This window comes from Halosimplex salinum, assembly GCF_003730195.1.
GTDB classification, from domain to species: Archaea; Halobacteriota; Halobacteria; order Halobacteriales; family Haloarculaceae; genus Halosimplex; species Halosimplex salinum.
In genome coordinates this window covers 206,077-229,388 of record NZ_QWGG01000003.1, presented here as the reverse complement: position 1 = coordinate 229,388, position 23,312 = coordinate 206,077, and the positions used below count along the sequence as shown (strand labels likewise).

Sequence of the window (23,312 nt, the reverse complement as noted above, 5' to 3'; positions counted from 1 at the left end):
GCGTGCGCCACTGCAGAAATTCCTCTGGTCAGACCCACTCGATGCCGGCGTCGAGGTCGAGGGGGACGTCGCCGTGGCGATAGCCTTCGCAGTGGCCGTCGGGGCGGTAGCGGAAGACGACGGTCGGTTCGTAGCCCAGGGAGGGTTTCTCGGCGCGGATGGGGTTCCACTCGTCGTCGCGGAAGGAGGTGCAGTCGACGAGGAGGACGGCCTCGTCGTGGATGGCGAGCTGGTCGCGGGTCTTGGAGTCGACGGTGCGCCGGAGGGCGGCGATGGCGGTGCCGGCGGGGCGGTTGCGCGGGGCCATGGGGCGGGTGACTTCGACGAGGCGCTCGCCCTGCGGGGTGTCGACGACGAAGTCGAGAGCGTGGCCGGAGTCGCGTTCGGACTCGGGGACGAAGGAGATGCCGGCGTCGGCGAGGAGTTTGGCGGCGTTGAACTCTCCCATCGTGGCGCGCATGCGACCGAACTCGTTGCGCTCGCTGGTGCCGAGTTTGGCGGCCATCGTGTAGCGGTGGTCGTCGAGGACGCCGGTCTTGAGGAACCGCTCGTAGAACTCGAGCCCTTCCTCGCGGGTGGCGTCGGGGAAGCCCGCCGCGTCGCGGTCGAAGAAGGCGCGGGTGGTCTCGCGGCCGTCCTTCGAGAAGAGGACGGGGAGGAAGAACCAGGAGACGTACTCGAAGGAGGCCAGCCAGGGAGCCTGGCGCTGGAGGTCGTAGGTGAGTTCGCGCTGGGCCCAGCGGCCGACGGCGAAGGGAGCCTCCTCGAAGGTCTCTTTCTCTGTTCGCCAGAGCGTCTCGGGGGTGACGGTGTTGCCCAGCCAGTAGGCGCCGTCGTCGTTCCAGACGAACAGGGCGAGGTCGCCGTTGTCCATCTCCAGACGTCGGGCGGTGTACCCCTTGGGGGCGTCGGTCTTCGGCGTCGTCAGTCGGGCGCCGAAGCGGTCCTCGAGCGGGGCCAGGAGGTCGCGTCTGACGCGCTCCTCGTCCCAGCGCTCGGTCGACCGCCGAAAGCGAACCGGTCCGGCCATACCTGACCTGGGGGCGGCCAGGGGTAAACACTGTTCGGACTCGCTGGCGGACCGCCGTCCGGTCCGACGGATCGAAACCGACCGATCCGCCCGGCTGGACACTCGACGACGGATTTCGTGATGACCGTTACATTGATAGGTACCTACCCCAAAGTGTGGGTGTGGTACACAATGTCTATGGGTGCATACGACGAAGTGGAGCATGAACGGCGGGAGCGGAAGAACAGCGAAGTGGACATGAGCGAGGACGACGACAGGACGGAGTACCGCGGGAGCGTGAAGTACGAGAGCGACGAGTCGACGGAAGAACTGCTCGACCAGTTCAGAGAGATAAATTCGTAATCGAGCCGATCCCTTCTGTGCGTCTGTAGAGGACGAGTAGCGACAGCGAGTTCACCGCCGCCACGGCGACGACGTGGCCGACGACCGCGACGAGGAGGACGGTGTGGTCGAGCAGGAACGGGACGAGGAGCAACTGCAGGACGCCGAAGCCCATGGTCTCCAGGTCGGCGCGGGCGAGCACGCGGGTCTGTTCGGGGGTGAAGCGAAAGCGGACCGACCGCCAGAGCGCGGCGACGCTGGCCCACCAGCCGGTGCCGATCCGGTAACACACGTCCCAGAGGACGAGCAGCGTCAGATACGTCGCGAGCAGCGGCGGCTCCGGCCCGAGCAGTTCGGTCACGAGCGGCCGCGCCGAGCGCGGGTCGAGGACGAACAGGTAGGTGAGCAGCGCGACGAACGCGAGCACGCCGAGAACGACCTCGATGCTGGACCCGAAGACGAACCGCTCGTACTCCTCCGGGGTGTCGGCCCGGCGGACGAGCTTGCTGATCCGCAGCATCTCCACGCTCCCGACGGTCGCGACGAACACGGCGACCGTCCCGGCGAGCGCGGCGTCCCAGAGCCCGTACACCGCCGCGAGGACGAGCACGCCGGCCTCGAACAGCGAGAACTGGATGGCGAGGGCGAGTCGCTCGGAGATGTCGACCCCCGGGAGCGCGCCGATGATGCTCTCGTACACCCAGGTCTCGCCGTACTCCGGGCCGGGGACGACGCCCGAACCGTCGCCCGAGGGATCCGTGCCCGTCGATTCCGGCGCTTCGGGTCCGGCGGCCTCCCCGCCCGGGTCGTGGTCGATCATCGTCGTCGGTCCTCCATCAGCTTCCGCCCCCGTGTTCCTCCGTGGCGGGAGTGCCGGGGGGAGTCGGCCGGCGGGCCCCCGTTTCGGGTGCGAGGGCCTTCTCGACGGCCACGTCGAAGGGGGTCAGGTCCACGTCGACGTGGTCGCGGATGCTGTCGTCGGTGACGACGACCGGGTTTTTCAGCCCGAGGATGAGCGGGCGCGCGACGCCGCTGGGCACGTCGGTCACGAACCCGACCCAGTACGAGGAGAGGTTCGGGGTGAGCACCGGCACCGAGACGACGAACGGTCGCTGTCGCCCCATCGCCTCGGCGGTTCGGCCGAGCATCTCCCGGTAGGTCAGCACGTCCGGGCCGCCGATGCCGAAGGTGCCGCCGGCCGTCCCGGGCGCGTCGAGGACGCCGACGAGGTAAGCGACGACGTCGTCGATGGCGATGGGCTGGCACTCGTTGGCGACCCAGCGCGGGGTCACCATCACCGGCAGCCGGGAGACGAGCTGACGGACCATCCGGAAGCTCGCGCTGTCGTCGCCGACGATGACCGCCGCGCGGAGCGTCGTCAGGTCGTAGTCTCCCTCGGAGAGGATCGCTTCGACCTCGCGGCGCGAACGCAGGTGCGGCGAGAGGTCGTCGCCGTCCTCCCCGAGACCGCCGAGGTACACTACTCGGTCGGTGCCCGCGCCGCTCGCGGCCGCCGCGAAGTTGCGCGCCGCGTTGCGGTCGCGCTCCTCGAAGTCGTCGCCGGCCCGCATCGAGTGGACGAGGTAGTAGGCGGCGTCGATACCCTCGAAGGCAGGATCCAGCGTCCCCGGTTCGAGCAGGTCGCCCTGGACGACCTCGACGTCGGCCGGCGGGTCGTAGGCCGAGGGGTCGCGGACGAGCGCGCGCACCTCGTGGCCGGCCGCCCGGAGCGCGGGGACGAGCCGGCCCCCGACGAACCCCGTCGCTCCGGTGACGAGCACGTGCATACCGGGTCCACGGACTGAATCTCCTTGAACACCCGAGGCGCCGGCGCACCGTCGCGCGGCTCAGCGGCCGAACCGCTCTCTCGTCCGGGCCGCCGCTCACCCCTCCCAGCCCGGCGTCTCGGGCGCACCGCGGTCCGCCTCCACGTTCTCGGCCGTGGTCGGGTCGGCCGGTTCGCCGCTCGCCACTCGGTCGACCCACTCGGCCGTCGCGCCGTCGATCCACGACTCGGCTTCGAGCGCCCGATCGCGGGCCCGTTCGTACCGACCGTCGTCGACAGAGAGTCGTCCCGGCGTAGACGCGGCGGCGACGCCGACGAACTCCGCGTGGTCGGCGCGCGTGGCGTCGCCGGCCGCGAGCCGCTCGACCGCTTCCGCGATCCGGTCGGCGTCGGGATGGGCGAACACGCGCGCGCCGATGGCGCCCGGCCCGATCACCGGCTCGGCGTCCGCGGGCGGGTCGCCGTCGACGAGTCGCTCGCCGCCGTGGACGCGTTCGACCCGTTCACACTCGGTCTCGGCGTCGAGTGCGAGGTTGTCGCCGGGGTAGGTCGCACAGGTCTCGGGGTAGATCCCGTCCCCGTGGATCCGACACTGGAGGGTCTCGGGGTCGAGGAAGACGCAACTGGGGAGCCACGCCGGGTCGGCGTCGAACGGCGCGACGGGCTTCGGAATCTTCCGCAGGCCGACGAGGAACGCGGGGCGGCCCCGGACCGCGGCGACCTCGACGCCGCCGACCGAGACGCTCGGTCCGTCGTCGATCCGGAACAGTCGCGCCACCATCGCGGCGGCGTAGCCGGCGTCGAGAAACGCGCGGACCTCGTCGCTGGACAGGGGCGCGAGGTTGTCGACGTCGTCGAGCGGGCGGTATCGACCGCGGCGTTCGTGGCCGTGAGCGCCGTCGTCCGGCGCGAGCGAGCGCCAGTCGAGACAACAGCCCGCACACCCCTCGCAGTTCACCTCCATGGTCGCCGTACGGCCCCGAACGGCAAAAGTCGCCGCCCGGATCGGGGTCGAGGCGGACTCGGGCGCTTTTTGTCGGCCGGTCGTCTACCCGGGGACATGGGCAAGGTATCGATCGGACTCCGCGGCTGGCGGTTCGACGAGGACGCGGTGTTCGACGCGGACGGGCGGATCCGACCGCTGGGGAACATGGACGCCGACACGCGCGAGCGGATCGTCCGGCTCTCGGCGATGATGGGCGACCCCTGCGACGCCTGCTATCTCCGCTACGGCGACGAGGACATCGAACGGTGCAACCCCGCACAGGCTATCTACGGGGAACCACTCGGCGAGGTACTGCTGTGTGACGACCACGAAGCGGACTTCGTCTACTGGTTCCAGGAGGTCGGCGGCCACGAATTCGCCGGCGAGCGCGAGATCCAGACCCGCTTCCACGAGTGGTTCGCCAACGGCGGTCGCTCGCCCGAGGGGTTCGAACTGGAACACGTCGAGGAGGACCCCGACGGCGTCCCCGAGGCGCCCGACCCCGACGACGAACTCCCGGGGCTCGAAGAAGAGATCGAGGAGATGGACGACGACGAACTCGACGCGCTCGACGTCGACCTCAGCGACCTGGACCTCGACTGATGGTCCCCGAAAGCGACGAGGGAGTCGACGGCGTCGACCCCGAAGCCGTCTCCGACACCGGCCCCGACGCCGACACCGACTCGCCCGGTCCGTCGATCACCGTCGCGGTCGTCGACGCGGAGACGCCCGGCAACGTCGGCACCATCGCCCGCTCGATGAAGAACTTCGGGCTCTCGGACCTGCTGCTCGTCGACCCGCCGGAACTCGACCCGGAGGGCGAGGCCTACGGCTTCGCCGGGCAGGCCCGCGAGGACATCCTGCCGAACGCCCGCGAGGTCACGTTCGACTATCTGGTCGAGAACTTCCACACCGTCGGATCGACCGCGGTCACCAACGAGGACGAGCGCAGCCACACCCGCTACCCGTTCAAGACGCCCGCGGAACTGGCCGACGGCCTCCGCGACGTCGACGCCGACACCTGCATCGTCTTCGGCCGCGAGCGGGTCGGGCTCACGAACGACGAACTCGCCCGACTCGACGAGGTGTGTTCGATCCCCGCCGCCGCCGACTACCCGGTTCTGAACCTCGGCCAGGCGGCCACCATCGTCCTGTACGAACTCCGCGACCTGACCGTCGCCGACACCCAGCACCCCGACACCAACCACCAGCGCGCCGAGGAACACGAGGTCGAGGGGCTGCACGACCAGTTCGGCGACTTCCTCGAAGCGATCGACCACCCCGAGGAGAAGCGACCGAAGGCCCGCCGGCTCTGGCGGCGCCTCGTCGGTCGCGCGCACCCGACCGGCCGGGAGGCGACGACGCTCCGCGGGATCTTCCGCAGGGCGGCGCAGGCGGTCGAGCGGCGCGACGAGGAGTGAACGGCGGGCGACGGAACCACTCCGTCGGGTCGACTTATATCCGACCGGCGGGTCAAGCGCGGACGATGCCGCTGGCACGCGCCGACGTCCGGGACGTCTGTTTCGCACACTGGCCGGTCGACCCCGACGGTCTCGCTCCGGTGGTGCCGGCCGCACTGGCGCCGGCGACCCGCGACGGGTCGGCGTGGATGTCGGTCCTCGCCCAGCGGACGCGCGCCGGCCTCGGCGGCCTCCCGGGCCGCTACGAGTTCCCGCAGGTCGCCTGCCGGACCTACGTCGTCCCGGCGGACAGCGACGACCGCTCCGAGGAGGACGCGGTCGGCGTCTTCTTCCTCCGCGTCGCCGCCCCGAGCAGGTTCGCGACACTCGGCGGGCGGATCGTCTTCGGCATCCCGTACATTCGCGCGCCAGTCGACTTCGAGCGGACGGGCGAGTCGATACGCGTCCGGGCCGAGTCCGGCGGTGGCACTGCCCGGTACGACGCCTCGTTCGCTCCGGAGCGTGACCCGACGCCGGCCGACCCGGACTCGCTCGACGCCTGGCTGACAGAACGCTACCGCTACTACCTCCCCGACGGTCGGTACGGCGAGATCGGGCACGAGCCCTGGCGGCTGGCGACGGCCACCGGCGCGATCGAAGACACGGAACTCCTGGACACGGTCGGCGTCGAGCCCAGCGACGACCCGCTCCTGCGGTACTCGCCGGGGACGGACGTCCGGTTGACCAGGCGGGCCTGAGCGGACGCCATTCGACCGACCCGTCCCCCGGCTCAGTCGGTCGAATCCGACGGCTCGCCCGCCGGGCGGTGGCCTTCGCGGTCGACGACGACCCCGTTGCGCGCCGTCGAGACGAGGTCGGCGAGGACGTGCGCGTACAGCGAGGCGGCGACCAGCCCGGCGAGGTACGGTCGCCACAGCCACAGTGCGGGCACGGCGAGTCCGCCGACGACCACGTGACTCAGGAGGCGGTTCAGCGCGCCGACGGTCCCGTCGTCGAAGATCGCGTCCTGGTCGAAGACGACGATCCTCGGGTCGCGGAGACAGCGGCGGACCGGACGCAGGTCGCCGGTGTTGTACCACGCGAGGAGGAAGTGGTCGAAGTCGATGCCGACGCCGACGACGAGCGCGACGGCGACGACGGCCCACGCCGGGATCGGCGGCGTCGTGACCGCGAGCGCGCCGACGGCGACCGCCAGCGAGATCGCTGCGTGTGCGCTGGACTTCATCGTGCCGTCCGCGAGTCGTCGACCGTGGCGTTCGGGCCGCCGGAATCGGGTTCGGGGACCGTCCGCTGGACGACCCAGAGGCCGACCGCGCCCGCGAGGAAGGTCCCCGTCGCGAGCAGGCGAGTCCACGAGTCGGGGTCCGGCCACAGCCCCATCCCGGCGCTCTCGACGGCGCCCATCGGCGTGGCCGTCGCGCCCACGAGCAGGACGCCGAGCCCGGCACTCAGGACGGCGACCCCGATCCCGAGCAGGACGAGCACGAGCCAGACGACGGCCGTCCCGCCGACGACCGACCGGACGGTCGCTCCGTCGACCGCGAGCGCGAGGAACGCGACCGCGAGGACGGCGTAGTCGACGGCCCCGCCCAGCGCGGCGACGGCCGTGTCGCCGACTGCCAGCCAGAAGTACGGCGCGCCCATCGTCAGCCGCGTAACGAGCTCGATCCCGAACCAGAGGGCGGCGACGACGCCGAGCACGCGCGCGACGCGACCGATCGTTCCCGGCCCGACTCGCGGGAGCAGTCGGTCGGTCGGTGCGAGCGGGAGCCCGCCCGCGCCGTCGTCACCCAGTTCACGGCGGAGCCGCGCCCCGCCCGCCGCGGTGGCGACGAGGAGCCCGGCCGCGAACACGCCCTCCTGGAGCGCGCGCGCCACTCCCTCGACGAGAACGTTCGCGTCGACCGCCGACGGCTCGGCGACGAGTCTGACGAGCGGCGACACCTCGATGGCGAACGCGCCGACGAACACCGCGAGCGCCAGCCGTCGGACGGTGCTTCGAGTGACGGCCCCGTCCTCGGTCGCCACCCGGTCGGCGAGGCTCAGGAGCGCGACGACGGCCAGCCAGTCGGTCGCGACCCGGAGGCCGAGCCCGTGGACGAGCGTCACGACGCTCCGCAGCGGGCGCGGCGGCACCGACGCCAGCGTCACGGTCGCGAGGCCCAGCAACAGCGTCGCGACGAGCACGCTCGCACCGCGTCGCCGGGTCGCCCGCATCAACTCACCCCGCTCGCTCCTGGATCTCCTCGCGGAGGACGCTACTCACCGTGTCGCCGTCGGCCTTCCCGCGGAGTTCGCCCATGCACTCGCCCATCAGCCCGGAGAAGGCGCCCATCCCCTCGCTCTCGACCTGCTCGGCGTTGCGCTCGACGACCGTCACGACCGCCTCGCGGACTTCGTCCTCGCCGACGCCGCCGAGGTCCTCCTGCTCGACGGCCTGCTCGGCAGAGAGGCTCGGGTCCGCAGCCAGCGCCCGCAGGAGGTCGTCGAGCCCCTCCTGTGGCACCTCGCCCCCGTCGACCAGCGCGAGCGCGCCCGCGAGGTGGTCGTCCGTCAGTCGCTCGACGGCCACGTCGTCGCGGCGCAGTTCGGTGAGCGTCGACTCGAGGGTCCCGGCCGCCAGCGTCGGGTCGATGCCGTCGGCGACGACTCGCTCGAACAGCGGCATGTACTCGCCGTAGGCGACCTGTTCGGCGAGGCCGGCGCCGAGGTCGTACTCGGACTGGTAGCGCTCGACCTTCTCCGTCAGGAGCTCCGGTCGGTCGACCTCGCTGGGGTCGGGCTCCACGGGCGGCACGTCCGTCTCGGGGTACATCCGCGCCGCGCCCGGGAGCGGGCGCAGGTAACGCGTCGTGCCGTCCTCGTTCGCGTCGCGGGTCTCCTCGGGCACCAGTTCGAGCGCGTCCTCGGCCCGCTCGACCACGGCGTCGATGGCCAGACTCGTCGTCTCCGGGTCGTCGGCCACGAGCGCGACCGCGTCCTCGGGCCCGGCGTCGACCGCGTCACGGAGGGCTGCGACCTCGTCCTCGGTCACGCCGTAGGCCGGGAGCTCGTCCGTGTGGAAGATGCCGCCGGCGCCGTGGCGCTTCGCGTGGTCGGAGAGCTCGGTCCCGAGGCGGCGGTCGGGCTGGATCTCCCGTCCGACCAGCCCGTCGAATCCCGCCAGGCGAACGGCCATCACGTTCCCGCCGCTGGAGAGGGCGCCGCCGATGACACCCGAGTCGGTGTCCTCGAACACCTCGGTCACGTCCTGCGGGTCGCCGACGCTGGCGTTGCGCGCCTGCAGTTCCTCGGCGATGTCCAGTAACTCGACCTGTCGGCGGACCTCGTTGCGGACGATGTCGTTGATGTCGTCGAGGCTCTGGACGCCCTTGATCTCGACGCGGGCGCCCTCTGCGATGGAGACGTTCACGTCCTGGCGAATAGTACCTAAGCCGCGCTTGACCTGCCCCGTCGACCGCAGGAGCATGCCGATGCGCTCGGCGGCGTCGCGGGCCTGCTCGGGCGAGCGGATGTCCGGCTTCGTCCCGATCTCGACCAGCGGGATGCCCAGTCGGTCGAGCGAGAACTGGACCCCGGAGTCCGTCTCCTCGACGCGCTGGGCGGACTCCTCTTCGAGCATGAGGTCCTCGATCCGCACGGTGCCCTCGTCGGTCTCGATGGCGCCCTCGCCGGCGACGCGCATCGTCCGCTGGAACCCCGTCGTGTTCGACCCGTCGACGACGATCTTCCGCATGACGTGGACCTGGTCGGCGACGCTCGCGTCGAGCAGTTGCGCGATCTCCATCGTCACGTCCATCGCCTCGCGGTCCACGCGGTGGGGCGGTTCGTCGTCCTCCTCGACGAGACAGGTGGTGTCGTAGGAGAGGTACTCGAACTCCCGGTCGACCATGCTCTCTTCGAGGGCGGCCTCGTCTATCTCCCCGAGTTCGCTCTTGGTCGGATGGAGGTACCGCGAGAACGTCCGCTCGGCGGCCTCCGGCTCACGGAGGTCGGTGGGACACGGGCAGAATAACTTGTGGGCCGTGTCCAGTTGCTGGTGGATCTCCAGCCCCGCCACCAGCCCCAGATCCTCGTAGTCGTAGTCGGCGTCGCTCATTGAGCGTGTGTGCGAACGGGTGGACAAAAAGAACTCCGTCTCAGGCGCCCCGTCGCGGTCGTCGACCCCGACGTGTCCGGAACACCCGTCACCACGTCGCTCGCTCGGTTCGGAGCGGAAGACACACTACCCGCCGCTCGGATCGTGAGACACTGTGGGCGAGCAGTACGACAACACTGCGGGCGCGATCGGCGGTGCGAGCGGTGCAGTAGTCGGGGCGGTCCTCGTCAGTATCACTCCGTTCACGCCGAGGAACCTGTTCGCGGCCGCTGTCGTCGCGGGCGCGACTGCGTATCTCGGCTATCGTCTCGTCTCTCGGCTCGATCGCTGAACACGCCCCCGCGACTACCGGTCCGCCGACCGGACTGCGGCGACCGCGGCGACCCGACTCCGCCGAGGGATTTTGTCGGTCCGGTCCGTACCGCTCCCCATGAACGGGCGGACGCTGGCCGTCGTCGCGCTGGTCCTCCTCGCCGGCTGTTCGCTGGTCGCCGACGGTGGCGACCCCGACGATCCGGCGGACACCCTGACGCCGGCGCCTGTCCCGACTGACTCCCCCACGGCGACCCCGTCACCGCTCCCCTCGGGCCTCTCGGCCGACGGGAGCGTCAGCCCGAGCGCGCTCGCGACCGCCCACATCGAGGCGGTGGTCGGCACGAGCTACGTCTGGACCGAGCACAGTCGCGTGCTGACGGGCGACGGCGACGGCAACTGGTCCCTCGCCCGGAACCGAACCCGGACGATCCGCCTCGAGGACGGCCGCAACTACCGCTCGACCCGCTCCCAGCGAGTCCTCTGGACCGGTCTCGGTCTGGAGTACCTGCCCACGGTCGAGCGGTACGCCGACGGTCAGACGCGGTACGTTCGCGAGGGCGAGGGCGACGACGTGACGTACCACGCCAGCGACGCGAACGACGCCAGCGACGCTCTCGCCGCCCTCGCCGCCGGCCGCGTCCAGGCGTATCTCACCGTCTCCAACGCCACCGTGGCGGCCGGCCGCGTCGACGGCGGCCACCGGATCCTCGTCCGTAGCGAGGGCAGCGGCGTCATCGACGGCGAGTACGCCGCCAACTACACCGTCGAGGCGCTGGTCACCGGCGAGGGGTTCGTCCGCCGACTCGGCGTCTCCTACCGCACCGAGCGACGCGGTGTCCCCGTCCGCATCGAGTACGACTTCACCTACCGTGAAGTCGGCGGCGTGACAGTCTCCCCGCCCGCGTGGATCGAGGAGGCGCGCGAGGCGCTCGACCTCCAGGGCGGGACGCCCGAAAGCGAAGGCACTCCCGCGGGACCGTCTCGGAGCAACTAGCGGTTCGGGCCAGCGTCCGCGACGAAACGCGACCGGCGGGTCGTGACCGACGGACCGACGAATCGAGACTGGCGGAGCGGACTGCCGAGACAGGCTCGGCGGGACACGGTGACCGTCACGGTCGCCGGCGTCTCCCTCACGCCCGGACTCGGCCTCGGCCTCGTCGCCGTCTACGCAGCCATCGTCGTCGACTTCTACGTTTAGGCCGGCGTCAACGCGGCGCGGTTCTGGAGCGGCCGGCGGCAGGTCGTCGCCCGCCGGGCGGCGGAGGGGTGCGCGGCGGCAGACGACTAGAGCGGGTCCCCTTCTCGGTCGCTCCGCCCGACCGATGCGACGGTTTTTGCCGCCCGGACCCGTAGCGCGGCCGATGCGGTGGCGCCTCCTCGTCGCGCTCGCGGTCGTACTCACCGCCGGCTGCGGGTCGCTGTTCGGCGCCGGGCAGCAGTCGTTCGACGCGACGGACACGCTCACGCCCGCGCCGGTCCCGGAGGTCACCCCGACGCCCGAGCGGTGGGGGATCGCCCCCGGACTGACCGGCGACGCGGTCGCCGACATCGACGCGCTCGTCGCGGCCCACCGTGCGGCGACGACCGACCGCTCGTACGTCTGGCGCGAGCGCCACGGGTCGACCACCCGTCCGAACGGGTCCGTGCCGCTGTTCGACCGCACGGTCGCGCGGGTCGAGTTGCAGTCGGTCTACCGCGTCTGGAGCGGTGACGAGCGCGTCCGCCTCCGCTCCGGGCTGACGAACGTCGCCAACTACTCCGAGTACGCCGACGGCACCGAGCGAATCGTCCGCTACCGGTACGTCGGCCGGACCGACTACGAACACTACCGGGTCCACCCGATCGACGCGGTCGCCCACCGGCACATCGGCCTCGGTGCTACCGACGCTATCGAGCGGTACCTCGCCGTCGGGAACGCGACCGTCGCCGCGGTCAGCGTCGACGACCGCCGCCACTACGAGGTCGTCGGCCGCGACTGGGACCGGCCCGCCAGCGACCGAGTGAGCGACTACACCGTCGTCGCCGTCGTCTCGCCCGAGGGGTTCGTCCGGTCGCTCGACGTCTCCTACACCGTCCGCTCGGTCGGTCCGCCCCGCCGCGTCCGCTACTCCTTCGCCTACGAACGCGTCGGCGAGACGACCGTCGACCCACCCGCGTGGTTCGACGGAGCAAACTGACCGGCCGTCCGCGACGAGGTCCTCACTCCGTTCGCCGCTCGCTATAACGTGGTTCTCGCTCCGCTCGAACCACGCTACTCCTCGTCCCCGAGAATCACACGCTCCGTCATCTTCCGCGGGTCGAGCACCTCGTCGGCCTCGTCCTCGCTCAGGTACCCTTCGGCGACGACGACCTCCCTGATCGTCTTGCCCTCGGCCATCGCCTGCTTCGCGACCTTGCTGGCCTTGTCGTAGCCGATGGCGGGGTTCAGCGCCGTCGCCAGCGCCATCGACTGCTGGACGCGCTCCTCGCAGTGCTCGCGGTCGGCCTCCAGTTTCGCGACGAACTTCTCGGCGAACACCTCGCTCCCGTTGGCGATCAGGCGCGCCGACTGCAGGAAGTTGTTCGCCAGCACCGGCTTGTACAAATTGAGGTCGATCTGGCCCTCCGCCGCACCGGCGGAGACAGCCGCGTCGTTCCCGACGACCTGCTTGTGGACCTGGTTGACCGCCTCGGCCACGACGGGATTGATCTTCCCGGGCATGATCGACGAGCCGGGCTGGTTCTCGGGCTGGTCGATCTCGCCGAGCCCGTTCCGCGGACCGGACGCCAGCAGACGCAGGTCGTTCGCGATCTTGTTCAGCGACCCCGCGACCGTCCGCAGGGCGCCGTGGGCCTCCGACATCGCGTCGTGGGCGGCCTGGGCCTCGAAGTGGTTGTCGGCCTCGCGGAACTCGATGCCGGTCTCCTCGCTCATGTACTCCGCGGCTTTGGGCGGGAAGTCGGGGTGGGTGTTCAGCCCGGTGCCGACGGCGGTCCCGCCGAGGGCGAGCTCCGAGAGGTGGTCGCGCGTGTCTTCGACGCGCTCGATCCCCTTCTCGACCTGCGTGCGGTAGCCCGAGAACTCCTGACCCAGCGTGATCGGCGTCGCGTCCTGGAGGTGCGTGCGGCCGGTCTTGACCACGTCGTCGAACTCGTCTTCCTTCTCGCCGAGCGCCTCGGCGAGCGTCTCCAGCGCGGGGAGCACGTCGTTCTCGACGGCTTCGAGGCTGGCGACGTGCATCGCCGTCGGGATCACGTCGTTGCTCGACTGGCCGTAGTTGACGTGGTCGTTGGGGTGGATCTCGCGGGAGCCGATCTCGCCGCCGTAGACCTCGGTCGCGCGGTTCGAGATGACCTCGTTGGCGTTCATGTTCGAGGAGGTGCCCGACCCGGTCTGGAACACGTCGACGGGGAACTGGTCGTCGTGCTCGCCGGCGATGACCTCGTCGGCGGCCTCGACGATGGCCTCGACCTTGTCGTCCGCGACGAGCCCGAGGTCGCTGTTGGCCAGCGCCGCCGACTTCTTCACGACCCCGAGTGCGCGGACGAACCGCCGCCCGAACGTCTCCTCGCTGATCGGGAAGTTCTGGATGGCGCGCTGGGTCTGGGCGCCCCAGTAGGCGTCCGCGGGAACCTGCATCTCGCCGAGGCTGTCCTCTTCCGTGCGGAACTCGTCGTCGGTCATAACGGTGTGAACGTCTCGCGGAGGCGCGTAAAAGGCACTGTTTTCTCGCCGGCAGCGAGAGCCGTCACCGCCCCGACGGAACGCTGTCGGCGGGAGCGACCGCCAGACGGGCCCAAGACATTTGCCGACCGCCACCGATCGGCCGGTCGTGCGCCGCCCCGCCCTCCACCTCGCGATAGCCGTCTGCGTCCTGCTGGCCGGGTGTTCGCTGCTCGGCCCGGACCACACGCGCGACGAGCGCGCCGAGTCCGCGCTCGCGGACGCAAGAGACGCGGTCGACGACACCGAGCGCTACCGGTTCGAGGCCGACATTGGCGTCGTCGCGACCGTCGACGACCGTACCGAGCGCGTCGACGTACGCCTGAACGGGACCGTCGACGCCGCCGACCAGCGGATACACGGGTTCGCCGAGCGCGACGGCGAGGCCTTCGAGTCGTACCTGGACAACCGGACGCGGTACCAGGAGTGCGGCGGGATGTTCGACCGCTGGGCCGTCGAGGAACACGAGGTCGACGACTGGTCGACGTTGACGCCCGCCGTCCGACAGCTCTCGCTGCTGGAATCCGGGTCGCTCTCTCACAACGGGACCGAGACGGTCGACGGCGAGGAGACGACGCTGCTGGTCGGCGAACCGACGACCGACGCGCTCACGCAGTATCAGGAGCGTCGGTCGCGGCCGGTCCTCGGCGGGCCGAGCATCGACGACGCCGAAGTCCGAGTCTGGCTCGACGGCGAGACGGACCGGCCGCGGAAGACGCGCGTCGAATTCGAGGTGTCCCAGGACGGGAACACGGCGACCGCGGCGACGACGATGCGGTTCGACTACGGGACGGACGCCTCCGTCGAGGTGCCCGTGATCCCCGAGGAAGACCGCTGGCCGGGCAAGTGTCCGTAGCGGGCCGTCTCTCGACGACCGGAGCGGGACAACCCGAACGGCCGGCCGAAGGCGACCGGCCGCTCCACCGGTTCCGCCGCGTAGTTAGTTAGGACGCCTCCGTCTCGGTGTCCGTCTCAGCGTCAGTCGCGGTGTCGGTGTCCGTCCCAGCGTCCGTCGTCGTCGCGGTGTCGGTCTCGGTTTCGGTGTCGGTCTCCTCGTCGTCATCGTCGTCGGTCTCGGTTTCGTCATCTTCCTCCGTCTCGGTCTCGGCCCCTTCGTCGTCCTCGGGGTTCACGAGGCCGATGTCGACGACCGGGTTCCCGGCTTTCGTGTAGGGGCCGTCCTCCGCGCCCTCACTGGTGACGAAGTCGTACTCCTCGTTGCCGTTCGTGTCCATGTGGGGCATCGGGACGAGCGGCGGGGCCGGCAGCGCGACCTCGGTGATCTCGTCGGGGTCGTCGATCGTGACCTCGATCTCCCGGTGGCGCCCGGCCTCGAGGTACTCGGAGACGCCCACGACGCTCCCGAGGGCGTCGCCGCCCAGGAGTCGCGCGTCGTGGAGGACGACGAACCCGCCGTCGGAGAGGACGGCCTCGCCGACGGTGACGGCGCCGTCCTCGATCGTCTGGTTCGAGAAGTCGACCGCCGCGAAGGGTCCCCCGTCCTCCGTCTCGGCGGACTCGGAGGGGGTTCCGGTCCCCTCGTCGGTCCCGTCCGGCGTCGCCGTCGCGGTGGGCGTCGCGGTCGGACTCCCGCTGTCGGTCGGCGTCCCGTCTTCCGCGTCGGTGGGGACGACGTACGCCAGGTCGACGACCGGGAGTCCGTCCTCCGCGAACGGGCCGTCCTCCGCGCCCTCCGTGTCGACGAAGTCGTACTCCTCGTTGTCGCCGGTCTCGAGGTGCGGCATGGCGACGACCGGCGTCGTCTCCGTGAGTTCCGACTGCTCGAACTCGGCGCCGACCACGTCGAACAGCGACGCTGACGTCCGGTAGGCGATGCCCGGTTCCTGGTAGTCGGTCACGCCGACGACGCTCTCGACGACCGCGCCGTCGAGCAGCGAGGGGCCGTGAAACGCCACGTATCCCGACTCCGAGAGAGTGTGGGAGTCGACGACCACCTCGGTCCCGTCGGACTCCTGGTTGGAGAACTCGACCGCGGCGAACGGCGTCTCCGCCTCCTCCTGCGCGTCGTCGCCCCCCTCCTCGTCGTCGTCATCGTCCTCGTCCTGTGCGTCGGTCCCCGAGACGACCGCACCCGTCCCGAGGGCGAGCGCACCGGTCGCGAGCGCGCCGCTCTTGAGGAACGTCCGTCTGTTCGGTTCACCAGTCGCTGGTCGGTCTGCAGGCTCGTCTGTCATCAGTTTGACTCCAGCGGACGTTAGGAATTCCGACGCATAAATCCGTGAAACCGTTTTTTCGGTAGCGACGGCGTATCTGCGCGCGGTTTAGCGGCGCTCTGGGTAACCGCTTTCAGGACAGAGTAAGGGCGGCGTTCGACGGCCGCGGTCGCGGCCCGGTCTCGTTTGGCCGAGCATACCGTCACACTCAGGTCCAGCGGTCGAGACCCGTCTGGACGACCGACTGCTCGATCCGTTCGAACCCGCGCTCGACCTCGTCGGGGTCGACTTCCCACTCGTCGCAGACGTACGCGCGGGCGGCCTCCAGGTCCGGTTCGATATCCGGGTCGTAGTCGTAGTCGTCGGTGACGGCGGGGTTCAGGAAGAGGTCGCGGATGCGGTCGGCGTTGTCGACGTACACGTCGCGGGCCTCGAAGACGCCCCAGAGGTCGCCGTGCTCGCGGACGGCCGTCACGGCGGTCTTCGGTCCGATCCCCGAGATGCCCTCGTTGAAGTCAGTGCCCATGAGGATGGCGGCGTCGACCAGCTGTTCCCACGTCAGGTCGTGGGTCTCCAGCGTCGCCGCGAAGTCCATCAGTTCGGGGTCGCCCTTGCTGGTGAGCTGGCGCAGGGTCAGCGGCGCGCCCAGCAGGAGCGCGTCGTAGTCCTCCGTGCCGACGTAGTCGACGTCGCCCTCGCGGGCCATGTGCGCGGCCTGGGCCTCGCCCTCGGCGGGCGCCTCGATCACCGGCACGTCGAGCAACTCGAGGGCTTTCCGCGTGGTCGTCAGGATCGTATCCGTCAGCCGCTGGGTCTGGGAGTCCAGGCGGGCGACCGCGAGCGAGTCGCCTTCCTCGCGGGCCTGTTCGAGTTCCTCCTCGCGTTTCTCGCGCGCCTCGCGGCGCTCCTCGACCTCGTCGTCCTTGAGGTCGACGACCGACCCGTCGAAGACGAAGACGGGCGTGATGTCGTGTTCGAAGAACTTCGGGAGCCCCTGGACGACGCCGACGAGGTTCGCGACTTCCGCCCCGTCCGCGGTCGTGTAGATGTCGTCGCTCGTCCACCGGACCGTCGTCGTGAGGTACCGATACAGCCAGTTGTGGGCGTCGACGGCGACGACCGACCCCGACAGGTCGTCGAACGGCACGTCCTCGATGACCGCCAGATCCCGGAGGTCTGCGTTTCCCATCGCCCCTCGCTACGGCGGAGGCCGATTTGAATCCCCCGACCGCGCGTTTCAGTCACCCGTCACATTCAATTCGGGGGGGTGCGAACGGGCTGGTATGTTCGGGTCGCTCGTGGCGCGACTGCGCCAACCGCAGTATACGGGGGAGAACCGCTGTCTGCCGTGCACGATACTCAACGTCGCCATCGCGTCGGTCGGCGCGACGCTGCTGGTCGCGTGGCTCACGGCCGCCGGGTACGCGACGGTCGGCCTCTGGGCGGGAACGGGCGTGCTCGTCCTCTCGCTCGCAGCGATCTGGCTGCGCGGGTATCTCGTCCCCGGCACGCCGACGCTGACGAAACGCTACCTGCCCGCGTCGGTCCTCGCCGCGTTCGGCAAGACGCCCGACAGCTCCCCGGAGGGACTCGACCCGGGGGCCGGCGAGGGGGACGCCGGGGCGTCGGCGACTGCGGGTGACGCCGCGGGCGACGAACCGGCCGCGGAGTCCGGGGAGCCGCTCGACGTCGAAGCCTTCCTTCAGCGCGCAGGGACGATCGAGCCCTGCCGCGGGGACGACCGCTGTCTCACCGAGGCGTTCGGCGAGGCCTGGCGCGAGGAGAGCGAGGCCGTCGGGGCGGCCGAGGACCTCTCGCCGTGGTTCGAGGCGCTCGCGATCGAGGGCGGCGAGGTCACGACGACGGATCTGGGGGGATCGTTCGTCGTGAGCGTCGACGGGTCCCGGGTCGGTTCCTGGGAGTCGGAACCGGCCTTCGAGGCCGACCTCGCGGCGGCGTCCCTGCTCGCCGACCGCGTGAGCGGGTGGGGGTCCCTCTCCTCGCGCGACCGCGGACAGGTGTGTAACGGGCTGCGGATCTTCCTCGAAACGTGTCCGAGTTGCGGCGGCGTGGTCTCGTTCGACACGGAGACCGTCGAGTCCTGCTGTACCAGCCGCACCGTCGCGGCGGTCACCTGCGACGACTGCGGCGCCCGCGTCTTCGAGTCGCCCGTCGACGACGAGGTCGCGGCCTGAACTGCGCCGACCGTCACAGTCGCGCCCGTCACCGGCGGGCCATCGCGCTCACGCCGGGGAGTCGACCGGGTCCGGTGGGTCCGATCCTGCTTTCTCCGCCAGAAACTCCCGTTCCTCCGCCGAGAGGTCGTGTCCGTCCGGCGAGCGGTCGCGCTCGCGGTAGCGGTCGAGGCCGGACTGGTAGGTCTCCCGGGACCGGTCCGCCGTCACCTCGTCCGAGTCGCCGAGCGGTCGGTCGAGGACGAGTTCGGCGACGCCGGTCTCGTCGCCGGTGAAGCGGAAGCCGGCGCGGTACAGCGCCTGGTAGGCGAAAGGGTTGTTGACGGCGATGCGGGCGCGGTCGTAGCCGCGGGTCGCCGCGCGGTCGGCGACGAACGCGGCGAGACGGGGGCCGATCCCCTCGCCGCGACGGTCGTCGCGAACCGTGATGTACCGGATCCAGCAGACGCCGGCGTCCGTGCGGTCCTCGTTGAACGCGGCGGCGGCGACCACGTCGGCGGCGGCGTCGCCGTCGTCGGTCACGGGCGGGCCCGCGGGGTCGCTTCCCTCGCCGTCCCGCACCACCGCTTTCCCGGTGTTCGACATCACGAACTTGCCGGCGTAGCTGAACTCGCGGTAGTCCAGGGTCATCGTCGGTCCCTCCTCGGGCCACCCCAGCAGGACGTACTCCATCACCGATCGCTACCGGTGGCGGCCTCTTGTAGGACGCGGTGGCGGCCTCCTGTTGGACGCAGTGACCGCCCTCTACCGGGGCCGGGCGACGACTCCGGCGGACCGCGGTGCCCACCGTTTTGCCGTGGGGCACCGTACACACGACCATGTCACTCGGAGACGTGGGGGTATTCCATCGGTTCGCACGAGCGTACGACCGATTGATGTACGCGGCCGACCCCGAGACGCTTCGGGTGGGACTGACCCTCGCCGAGGGGCCGGTGGAGACGCTGCTCGACGTCGGCGGCGGGACCGGACGCGCGTCGCGAGCGCTCGACGTTCCCCGTCCGGTAGTCGTCGACGCCGCTCGCGGGATGCTTCGGGAGGCCCGCGGTCACGGCCTCGCGACCGTTCAGGGCGACGCCGCGCGGCTGCCGGTCGCCGACGAGTCGGTCGACGCCGTGCTCGTGGTCGACGCGCTCCACCACATGGGCGACGTGGACGGCGTAATAGCGGCGGCCGAGCGGGCGGTCCGACCGGGCGGCGTGCTCGTGATCCGGGAGTTCGACCCGACCACGCTCCGCGGGCGGGGGCTGGTGGCGGCCGAGCATCTCGTCGGGTTCGACTCGCAGTTCTACGCCGCCGAGGCGCTCCGGGATCGCGTCGCGGCGGGCGGGTTCGACGCGTCGGTGCCCGACCGCGGGTTCGGGTACACGGTAGCGGGAGTCAAACCCTCTTGAGGGGGTTCGCGCCGCGGCGGGGTGCCGGGATGCCACCGAACCAGTGAAGGGCCGGCGAGCCCTGGTGTCGACCGATGACATCCGTGGCTACGGCGGTCAGACACCGCGTGGACCCGGCGCCGTTCACGGCGCTCGTGGCACTCGGTGATCTCGCCTGTATCGGTGCGTTCGTCCTGCTCGGCGTGACGGCCGGCCACGAGGGGATCGACCCGCTGGCCCGACCGGGTCGCGTGCTCGCCACGTTCCTCACGTTCGTCGTCGGGTGGGCGATCACGTCGTTCCTGGGCGGCCTCTACACCGTCGACGCGCGTCGCTCGGTGAAACGCGCGATCGCGTGGACGGTCCCCGCGTGGGTCGGCGCCGCGGTCGTCGCACAGGGACTGCGTGCCACTCCCGTCTTCCCCGGGAACGCCGCACTGACGTTCTTCCTCGTCTCCGTCGGCGTCGTGCTTGCACTCCTGGTGCCCTGGCGGGTCGCAGTGACTGTCGTCGGATCTGACGCCTGAGAGCGGCGATCGGGACGCGCCGCTGGGGGACGATAGGAACGACGCGGCGGCGGGACCGCCGCGCGCAGAGAGACCGACTGCAGAGAGGGAAATGGGGTGTGGGGGGTGGGGTGGGGTGAAGTTGAGGTGGGGGGTGGAAGTGAGGTGGAGTAGGGGTGGGGGTGGGGGGTGAATGCCAGATGGGGTGTGGTCAGCGATGCGATGCCTCGAGATAGCGGAGGGGGTCGCTCGCGCCGCGGACTCGCCGACGCCTCGTCGTCACGACGACTCCTCCACAGGGACGGCTACTGTCGACTGGATCCACGCCTGGTGGTTCTCGCGGTCGTAGATGACGAACTCCTCGTCGCCGATGTTGAGCTCGGCGTAGCGTCGTCGCTCGTCGTCCGTTTCCTGCCGTCCGTCTGGGTTGTCCGTGGCGTGCGTCATAGTATCGTGAGTCGGCCCGTGCCGTCTCGTCTCTCCCTCCATCCCGTGGTTGCCAGTCACATCCCATAAGTCCCGCCCTCACAGTATCACCTCGGATAATGGGGTTTATGAGCGTCCTAACGGCTAATCTCGACGAACTGGTTCGAGCTCCCGACCGCGGAACGGCTCCGTCGTTCACCCCCGGTTTTCGCTCTTGATACCGGTTGTCCGTCGGCTCCCACGGGTCTCGGAGCGAGGTCGGCACGACCGGACACACGTACTACATCCGTCCTGATCTGTCGAACCCTCCGAGATCGAACGGTAGCGGCGGACGCACGGCGATATCGGTTCGGTATAATCTCTATAAGTTATGGAGATTATACTTAAAAGTGACCCAGCATTCACACAGGGGTAACAAGGAATGATATGCACTACTTTCGAGAAACACTTATGTAACACTCTATCGTAGTTTCTAGTATATTATGACCCGATACTACGACCTCGTGCTCGGCCTCATCCCGCTCGCACTCGGTGGCATCGCGGCCCTCCTCGCGGCGTTCGGATTCGCGCTCACGACCGCCGTCCCGGTCGCCTCCGTCGTCGCGGTCGGACTCATCGGCCACGCCATGTTCGTCAACGGACCGGTCGACGACGCCGCGCGCACGACGGCGGACGAGACGGCCTACCAGCCCGCCGACTGAACTCCGTTCGTCGGTTTTCTGTCTTTCTCTCCCTCTCTCTGCCGACCACGCCGTCTCGTTCCCACATCCCTAAACCAGCGCTCGACCTAGTGGCGGGTATGTCAGACGGCACGGTTTCTGTCGAGCGACGAGGTGACCGGACTCGCGACGCCCGCGGAGTACGTCGACGTGGTCCGGGACGGGTATCGCCAGCGCGGCGAGGGCGCACCGGCCCGGCCGCGCACGCGACTGCTGGGCGGCGACCCGCCGGGGATGCTCACCGGCTACACCGCCATCCTCCCCGAGACGGGCGCGATGGGCGGGTACATGTACACGGGCGGGTTCGGCTCCGGCGACGCTCACTTCGTCCTCCCGCTGTTCGACGCCGACACGGGCGCCCCGCTCGCCGTGTTCGACGGCGCGAGCCTGAACCCGCACAAGACGGGCGCGACCGGCGCGGTCGGCGTCGACGCGCTCGCTCGCGAGGAGGTGACCGACCTCGCGCTCGTCGGGACCGGCTCGCAGGCCCGTGGCCAGCTCCGCGCGACGGTCACCGTCCGTGACTTCGAGACGGTCCGGGTGTACTCCCCAACGCGCGAGCACCGCGAGTCGTTCGCCGAGGAGATGGACGCCGCCCTCGACCCTGCGGTCCGCGCCGTCGACTCCAGCGAAGCCGCCGTCTCGGGCGCCGACGTGGTGATAACCGCCACGAACGCCTCGGAACCGGTGTTCGACGGCGCCCACCTCGAGGACGGCGCCCACGTCACCTGCATGGGCCAGTACGACCCGGAGAAACGCGAAGTCGACGCGGAGACGGTCGCTCGCTCGACCTACGTCCCCGACCTGCGCGAGCGGGTCACCCGCGACGCGGGGGCCTTCCTGCTGGCTCGCGAGGAGGGAGCGATCGACGACGACCACGTCCACGCCGAACTCGGCGAGGTCGTCGCCGGCGTCGAACCCGGACGCACGAGCGACGACGAGGTGACGCTGTTCGACAGCGGCGGCACGGCCATCGAGACGGTCGCCGCCGCGCACATGCTGTACGAGCGAGCCGTCGAGGCGGATCTGGGCCGCGAGATCGAGTTCCTGCCGGCGAGTCAGGCCTTCGAGGAGTAGCCGATCGGACGGCTCCGCTACAGGTACGGCGCGATCCCGGTCGCCTGTGCGAGCGTGAGCCCGCTGGCGAGCGCGCCGACGAGGTAGCCCGCGATCGTCCCGCCGTTCAGGAGTGGGAGGCCCGCGTGCGGGCGGCCTTTGAGGACCATCCACAGCAGGACGACGAGCCCGGCGGTCGTCCCGACCATCGCGGTCACCGCCGGAAGCGTCGCCGGGATCCCGAGCAGGTCCACCGTCGGCACGGAGTCCGGGGCGAAAAACGCCGCGCTCGCGACCAGCACCGTCGGGATGACGGCGTCGCCGAGACCGATGAACAGCGCGTCGCGGTCCAGCGAGCGCTCCCCGTCGGCCTCCGCGCCGGCGCCCGCCCGTCCGTCGCCTCGGTCGTCCGTCGGTCCGTCGTCTCGTTCGTCCGCCGGCCCACCGTTCGCCGCGGGCGTCGTCCCGGACCCGTCGCTCGCTTCGGCGGCGTCGCTCTCCACGACTTCGGGGATGTCCTCGTCTTCGTCCTCGTTTTCGTCGCTGACTGCGGCCGGCGTCTCGCTGTCGAGATACGAGTACGACAGCGAGAGCGGCACGACGAGGACGATCGGGACCTTGAGTTCCATCACGCCGGAAGCCAGCGTGAGCATGTGTTCGGTGCCGTAGACGCTGATCGCGTCGTATACCGCGAGGACGACGAGCAGGACGAGCGCGGGGAGGACGCCGAAGCTGATGCCGAACAGCGCCGCCGCGCCGGCGCCCATCAGGATTCCCGCGGCGTCGATGACGTACCACTCGGGGTGGAACCACAGCGCGAGCCCGATTGCCGCGCCGCCGGCCCACGCGAGGCCGTTGAGCGCCACGCCGCCGACCGGGACGGTGACGACCGGCGGGACGAGCACGCGCAGGACGAACAGGCCGATGTAGGCGCCCGTCCCCACGAGAAGGAGTCGGAGGAGCCAGTCGACGCCGAAGCGGATGATCGCCAGCATGACGCCGGTCATCACGAGGATGAAGCCCACGTAGACGACGCTGTTCGTCGGGTTCTGCGGGTCCTCGACGGCCTGGTACCCCGCGCTCTGGAAGGGGTCGACGAGCGCGAGCGCGCCCAGCTGGACGAGCAGGAAGATCACGACGATGGCCCCCGAGGCGACGTACGCGCGCGTCCGCTGGTCCATGGTCTCACCTCGCCCACGACGCGTT

27 protein-coding genes are annotated in these 23,312 nt (G+C 70.4%); 14 read left to right on the top strand and 13 right to left on the bottom strand.

From position 1 onward, the window contains the following. Positions 1–28: 28 nt before the first annotated feature. Positions 29–1,030, bottom strand: coding sequence for a DUF5784 family protein (locus D1409_RS09480; protein WP_123536442.1), 1,002 nt, complete (start codon positions 1,028–1,030; stop codon positions 29–31). Positions 1,031–1,201: 171 nt separating this feature from the next. On the opposite strand from D1409_RS09480, the gene D1409_RS24440 reads away from it, so the two are divergent. Further along, positions 1,202–1,372 (top strand): DUF5786 family protein, encoded by a 171-nt coding sequence (locus tag D1409_RS24440; RefSeq protein WP_164471623.1) that lies wholly within the window; start codon positions 1,202–1,204, stop codon positions 1,370–1,372. Here D1409_RS24440 and D1409_RS09475 read toward each other — a convergent pair. The 3 genes from D1409_RS09475 to D1409_RS09465 form a co-directional block, all read right to left on the bottom strand. Further along, complete coding sequence (locus D1409_RS09475; RefSeq protein WP_235853536.1) at positions 1,353–2,171, bottom strand: DUF7530 family protein; 819 nt, start codon at positions 2,169–2,171, stop codon at positions 1,353–1,355. The two genes, D1409_RS24440 and D1409_RS09475, sit on opposite strands and share 20 nt — an antisense overlap. Positions 2,172–2,187: 16 nt before the next feature. Next, positions 2,188–3,138, bottom strand: coding sequence for an NAD(P)H-binding protein (locus D1409_RS09470; RefSeq protein ID WP_123536440.1), 951 nt, complete (start codon positions 3,136–3,138; stop codon positions 2,188–2,190). A gap of 96 nt (positions 3,139–3,234) precedes the next feature. Beyond that, positions 3,235–4,101 carry a YkgJ family cysteine cluster protein gene (locus D1409_RS09465; protein ID WP_123536438.1) on the bottom strand — a complete coding sequence of 289 codons (867 nt, stop codon included), beginning with the start codon at positions 4,099–4,101 and terminating at the stop codon, positions 3,235–3,237. 96 nt (positions 4,102–4,197) lie between these two features. On the opposite strand from D1409_RS09465, the gene D1409_RS09460 reads away from it, so the two are divergent. The 3 genes from D1409_RS09460 (at position 4,198) to D1409_RS09450 (ending at position 6,280) form a co-directional block, all read left to right on the top strand. Further along, on the top strand, positions 4,198–4,725 hold the full coding sequence (locus D1409_RS09460) for a hypothetical protein (RefSeq protein WP_123536436.1): 528 nt from the start codon (positions 4,198–4,200) through the stop codon (positions 4,723–4,725). Next, the gene (locus D1409_RS09455) at positions 4,725–5,543 is read left to right on the top strand and encodes an RNA methyltransferase (protein ID WP_123536434.1); all 819 of its coding nucleotides are present in this window, start codon (positions 4,725–4,727) and stop codon (positions 5,541–5,543) included. Before D1409_RS09460 ends, D1409_RS09455 begins: the two co-directional genes overlap by 1 nt. A 65-nt stretch (positions 5,544–5,608) precedes the next feature. Continuing rightward, the gene (locus D1409_RS09450; RefSeq protein ID WP_123536432.1) at positions 5,609–6,280 is read left to right on the top strand and encodes a YqjF family protein; all 672 of its coding nucleotides are present in this window, start codon (positions 5,609–5,611) and stop codon (positions 6,278–6,280) included. Between the two features lie 32 nt (positions 6,281–6,312). Here D1409_RS09450 and D1409_RS09445 read toward each other — a convergent pair whose 3' ends face one another. The 3 genes from D1409_RS09445 to gatE are packed head-to-tail and all read right to left on the bottom strand — an operon-like array spanning position 6,313 to position 9,642. Continuing rightward, positions 6,313–6,768, bottom strand: a complete 456-nt coding sequence (locus D1409_RS09445; protein ID WP_123536430.1) for a hypothetical protein — start codon at positions 6,766–6,768, stop codon at positions 6,313–6,315. Next, positions 6,765–7,760: a hypothetical protein gene (locus D1409_RS09440; RefSeq protein WP_164471622.1), complete on the bottom strand. Its 996-nt coding sequence runs from the start codon at positions 7,758–7,760 to the stop codon at positions 6,765–6,767. Before D1409_RS09440 ends, D1409_RS09445 begins: the two co-directional genes overlap by 4 nt. A 4-nt stretch (positions 7,761–7,764) precedes the next feature. Continuing rightward, a complete protein-coding gene (gene gatE / locus D1409_RS09435; protein ID WP_123536425.1) occupies positions 7,765–9,642 on the bottom strand; it encodes a Glu-tRNA(Gln) amidotransferase subunit GatE in 1,878 nt (625 codons plus the stop codon). Between the two features lie 154 nt (positions 9,643–9,796). On the opposite strand from gatE, the gene D1409_RS24435 reads away from it, so the two are divergent. The 4 genes from D1409_RS24435 to D1409_RS09425 all read left to right on the top strand — a co-directional run bounded on the left by D1409_RS24435 (position 9,797) and on the right by D1409_RS09425 (position 12,134). After that, on the top strand, positions 9,797–9,973 hold the full coding sequence (locus D1409_RS24435; protein WP_164471621.1) for a hypothetical protein: 177 nt from the start codon (positions 9,797–9,799) through the stop codon (positions 9,971–9,973). Between the two features lie 99 nt (positions 9,974–10,072). After that, positions 10,073–10,951 (top strand): DUF7537 family lipoprotein, encoded by an 879-nt coding sequence (locus tag D1409_RS09430; RefSeq protein ID WP_123536423.1) that lies wholly within the window; start codon positions 10,073–10,075, stop codon positions 10,949–10,951. Positions 10,952–10,993: 42 nt separating this feature from the next. Further along, positions 10,994–11,155, top strand: a complete 162-nt coding sequence (locus tag D1409_RS25200; RefSeq protein ID WP_206425020.1) for a hypothetical protein — start codon at positions 10,994–10,996, stop codon at positions 11,153–11,155. Between the two features lie 163 nt (positions 11,156–11,318). After that, positions 11,319–12,134 (top strand): hypothetical protein, encoded by an 816-nt coding sequence (locus D1409_RS09425; RefSeq protein WP_123536420.1) that lies wholly within the window; start codon positions 11,319–11,321, stop codon positions 12,132–12,134. Positions 12,135–12,208: 74 nt separating this feature from the next. Here D1409_RS09425 and D1409_RS09420 read toward each other — a convergent pair whose 3' ends face one another. After that, positions 12,209–13,621 (bottom strand): class II fumarate hydratase, encoded by a 1,413-nt coding sequence (locus D1409_RS09420; protein WP_123536418.1) that lies wholly within the window; start codon positions 13,619–13,621, stop codon positions 12,209–12,211. Between the two features lie 148 nt (positions 13,622–13,769). On the opposite strand from D1409_RS09420, the gene D1409_RS09415 reads away from it, so the two are divergent. Beyond that, positions 13,770–14,516, top strand: coding sequence for a LolA-like protein (locus D1409_RS09415; protein WP_123536416.1), 747 nt, complete (start codon positions 13,770–13,772; stop codon positions 14,514–14,516). Between the two features lie 88 nt (positions 14,517–14,604). On the opposite strand, the gene D1409_RS09410 is transcribed toward D1409_RS09415, so the two are convergent. Both D1409_RS09410 and fen read right to left on the bottom strand, forming a co-directional pair. Next, complete coding sequence (locus D1409_RS09410) at positions 14,605–15,855, bottom strand: twin-arginine translocation signal domain-containing protein (RefSeq protein ID WP_123536414.1); 1,251 nt, start codon at positions 15,853–15,855, stop codon at positions 14,605–14,607. 187 nt (positions 15,856–16,042) lie between these two features. Beyond that, positions 16,043–17,023 carry a flap endonuclease-1 gene (gene fen, locus D1409_RS09405; protein WP_123536412.1) on the bottom strand — a complete coding sequence of 327 codons (981 nt, stop codon included), beginning with the start codon at positions 17,021–17,023 and terminating at the stop codon, positions 16,043–16,045. A gap of 94 nt (positions 17,024–17,117) precedes the next feature. Here fen and D1409_RS09400 point away from each other — a divergent pair, with 94 nt between their 5' ends. After that, positions 17,118–18,029 carry a hypothetical protein gene (locus D1409_RS09400; protein ID WP_123536410.1) on the top strand — a complete coding sequence of 304 codons (912 nt, stop codon included), beginning with the start codon at positions 17,118–17,120 and terminating at the stop codon, positions 18,027–18,029. A gap of 48 nt (positions 18,030–18,077) precedes the next feature. On the opposite strand, the gene D1409_RS09395 is transcribed toward D1409_RS09400, so the two are convergent. After that, on the bottom strand, positions 18,078–18,701 hold the full coding sequence (locus D1409_RS09395) for a GNAT family N-acetyltransferase (RefSeq protein WP_123536408.1): 624 nt from the start codon (positions 18,699–18,701) through the stop codon (positions 18,078–18,080). 146 nt (positions 18,702–18,847) lie between these two features. On the opposite strand from D1409_RS09395, the gene D1409_RS09390 reads away from it, so the two are divergent. Next, positions 18,848–19,420 (top strand): class I SAM-dependent methyltransferase, encoded by a 573-nt coding sequence (locus D1409_RS09390; protein WP_123536406.1) that lies wholly within the window; start codon positions 18,848–18,850, stop codon positions 19,418–19,420. Positions 19,421–19,494: 74 nt separating this feature from the next. Continuing rightward, complete coding sequence (locus D1409_RS09385; protein ID WP_123536404.1) at positions 19,495–19,926, top strand: DUF3054 domain-containing protein; 432 nt, start codon at positions 19,495–19,497, stop codon at positions 19,924–19,926. A 258-nt stretch (positions 19,927–20,184) separates the two neighbouring features. Here D1409_RS09385 and D1409_RS09380 read toward each other — a convergent pair whose 3' ends face one another. Next, positions 20,185–20,352 carry a DUF7331 family protein gene (locus D1409_RS09380; RefSeq protein ID WP_164471620.1) on the bottom strand — a complete coding sequence of 56 codons (168 nt, stop codon included), beginning with the start codon at positions 20,350–20,352 and terminating at the stop codon, positions 20,185–20,187. Positions 20,353–20,813: 461 nt separating this feature from the next. Here D1409_RS09380 and D1409_RS09375 point away from each other — a divergent pair, with 461 nt between their 5' ends. Together D1409_RS09375 and D1409_RS09370 are read left to right on the top strand one after the other, a co-directional pair. Continuing rightward, positions 20,814–21,032 (top strand): hypothetical protein, encoded by a 219-nt coding sequence (locus D1409_RS09375; protein WP_123536400.1) that lies wholly within the window; start codon positions 20,814–20,816, stop codon positions 21,030–21,032. 132 nt (positions 21,033–21,164) lie between these two features. Next, on the top strand, positions 21,165–22,127 hold the full coding sequence (locus tag D1409_RS09370; protein ID WP_235853535.1) for an ornithine cyclodeaminase family protein: 963 nt from the start codon (positions 21,165–21,167) through the stop codon (positions 22,125–22,127). A gap of 17 nt (positions 22,128–22,144) precedes the next feature. Here D1409_RS09370 and D1409_RS09365 read toward each other — a convergent pair whose 3' ends face one another. Further along, positions 22,145–23,287 carry a presenilin family intramembrane aspartyl protease PSH gene (locus D1409_RS09365; RefSeq protein ID WP_123536396.1) on the bottom strand — a complete coding sequence of 381 codons (1,143 nt, stop codon included), beginning with the start codon at positions 23,285–23,287 and terminating at the stop codon, positions 22,145–22,147. Positions 23,288–23,312 lie beyond the last annotated feature (25 nt).

Coding starts and splice junctions, on each gene's coding strand:
- D1409_RS09480 (WP_123536442.1), bottom strand. CDS start 1,030: ATGGCCGGACCGGTTCGCTTTCGGCGGTCGACCGAGCGCTGGGACGAG.
- D1409_RS24440 (WP_164471623.1), top strand. CDS start 1,202: ATGTCTATGGGTGCATACGACGAAGTGGAGCATGAACGGCGGGAGCGG.
- D1409_RS09475 (WP_235853536.1), bottom strand. CDS start 2,171: ATGATCGACCACGACCCGGGCGGGGAGGCCGCCGGACCCGAAGCGCCG.
- D1409_RS09470 (WP_123536440.1), bottom strand. CDS start 3,138: ATGCACGTGCTCGTCACCGGAGCGACGGGGTTCGTCGGGGGCCGGCTC.
- D1409_RS09465 (WP_123536438.1), bottom strand. CDS start 4,101: ATGGAGGTGAACTGCGAGGGGTGTGCGGGCTGTTGTCTCGACTGGCGC.
- D1409_RS09460 (WP_123536436.1), top strand. CDS start 4,198: ATGGGCAAGGTATCGATCGGACTCCGCGGCTGGCGGTTCGACGAGGAC.
- D1409_RS09455 (WP_123536434.1), top strand. CDS start 4,725: ATGGTCCCCGAAAGCGACGAGGGAGTCGACGGCGTCGACCCCGAAGCC.
- D1409_RS09450 (WP_123536432.1), top strand. CDS start 5,609: ATGCCGCTGGCACGCGCCGACGTCCGGGACGTCTGTTTCGCACACTGG.
- D1409_RS09445 (WP_123536430.1), bottom strand. CDS start 6,768: ATGAAGTCCAGCGCACACGCAGCGATCTCGCTGGCGGTCGCCGTCGGC.
- D1409_RS09440 (WP_164471622.1), bottom strand. CDS start 7,760: ATGCGGGCGACCCGGCGACGCGGTGCGAGCGTGCTCGTCGCGACGCTG.
- gatE (WP_123536425.1), bottom strand. CDS start 9,642: ATGAGCGACGCCGACTACGACTACGAGGATCTGGGGCTGGTGGCGGGG.
- D1409_RS09430 (WP_123536423.1), top strand. CDS start 10,073: ATGAACGGGCGGACGCTGGCCGTCGTCGCGCTGGTCCTCCTCGCCGGC.
- D1409_RS09425 (WP_123536420.1), top strand. CDS start 11,319: ATGCGGTGGCGCCTCCTCGTCGCGCTCGCGGTCGTACTCACCGCCGGC.
- D1409_RS09420 (WP_123536418.1), bottom strand. CDS start 13,621: ATGACCGACGACGAGTTCCGCACGGAAGAGGACAGCCTCGGCGAGATG.
- D1409_RS09410 (WP_123536414.1), bottom strand. CDS start 15,855: ATGACAGACGAGCCTGCAGACCGACCAGCGACTGGTGAACCGAACAGA.
- fen (WP_123536412.1), bottom strand. CDS start 17,023: ATGGGAAACGCAGACCTCCGGGATCTGGCGGTCATCGAGGACGTGCCG.
- D1409_RS09400 (WP_123536410.1), top strand. CDS start 17,118: ATGTTCGGGTCGCTCGTGGCGCGACTGCGCCAACCGCAGTATACGGGG.
- D1409_RS09395 (WP_123536408.1), bottom strand. CDS start 18,701: ATGGAGTACGTCCTGCTGGGGTGGCCCGAGGAGGGACCGACGATGACC.
- D1409_RS09390 (WP_123536406.1), top strand. CDS start 18,848: ATGTCACTCGGAGACGTGGGGGTATTCCATCGGTTCGCACGAGCGTAC.
- D1409_RS09385 (WP_123536404.1), top strand. CDS start 19,495: ATGACATCCGTGGCTACGGCGGTCAGACACCGCGTGGACCCGGCGCCG.
- D1409_RS09380 (WP_164471620.1), bottom strand. CDS start 20,352: ATGACGCACGCCACGGACAACCCAGACGGACGGCAGGAAACGGACGAC.
- D1409_RS09375 (WP_123536400.1), top strand. CDS start 20,814: ATGACCCGATACTACGACCTCGTGCTCGGCCTCATCCCGCTCGCACTC.
- D1409_RS09365 (WP_123536396.1), bottom strand. CDS start 23,287: ATGGACCAGCGGACGCGCGCGTACGTCGCCTCGGGGGCCATCGTCGTG.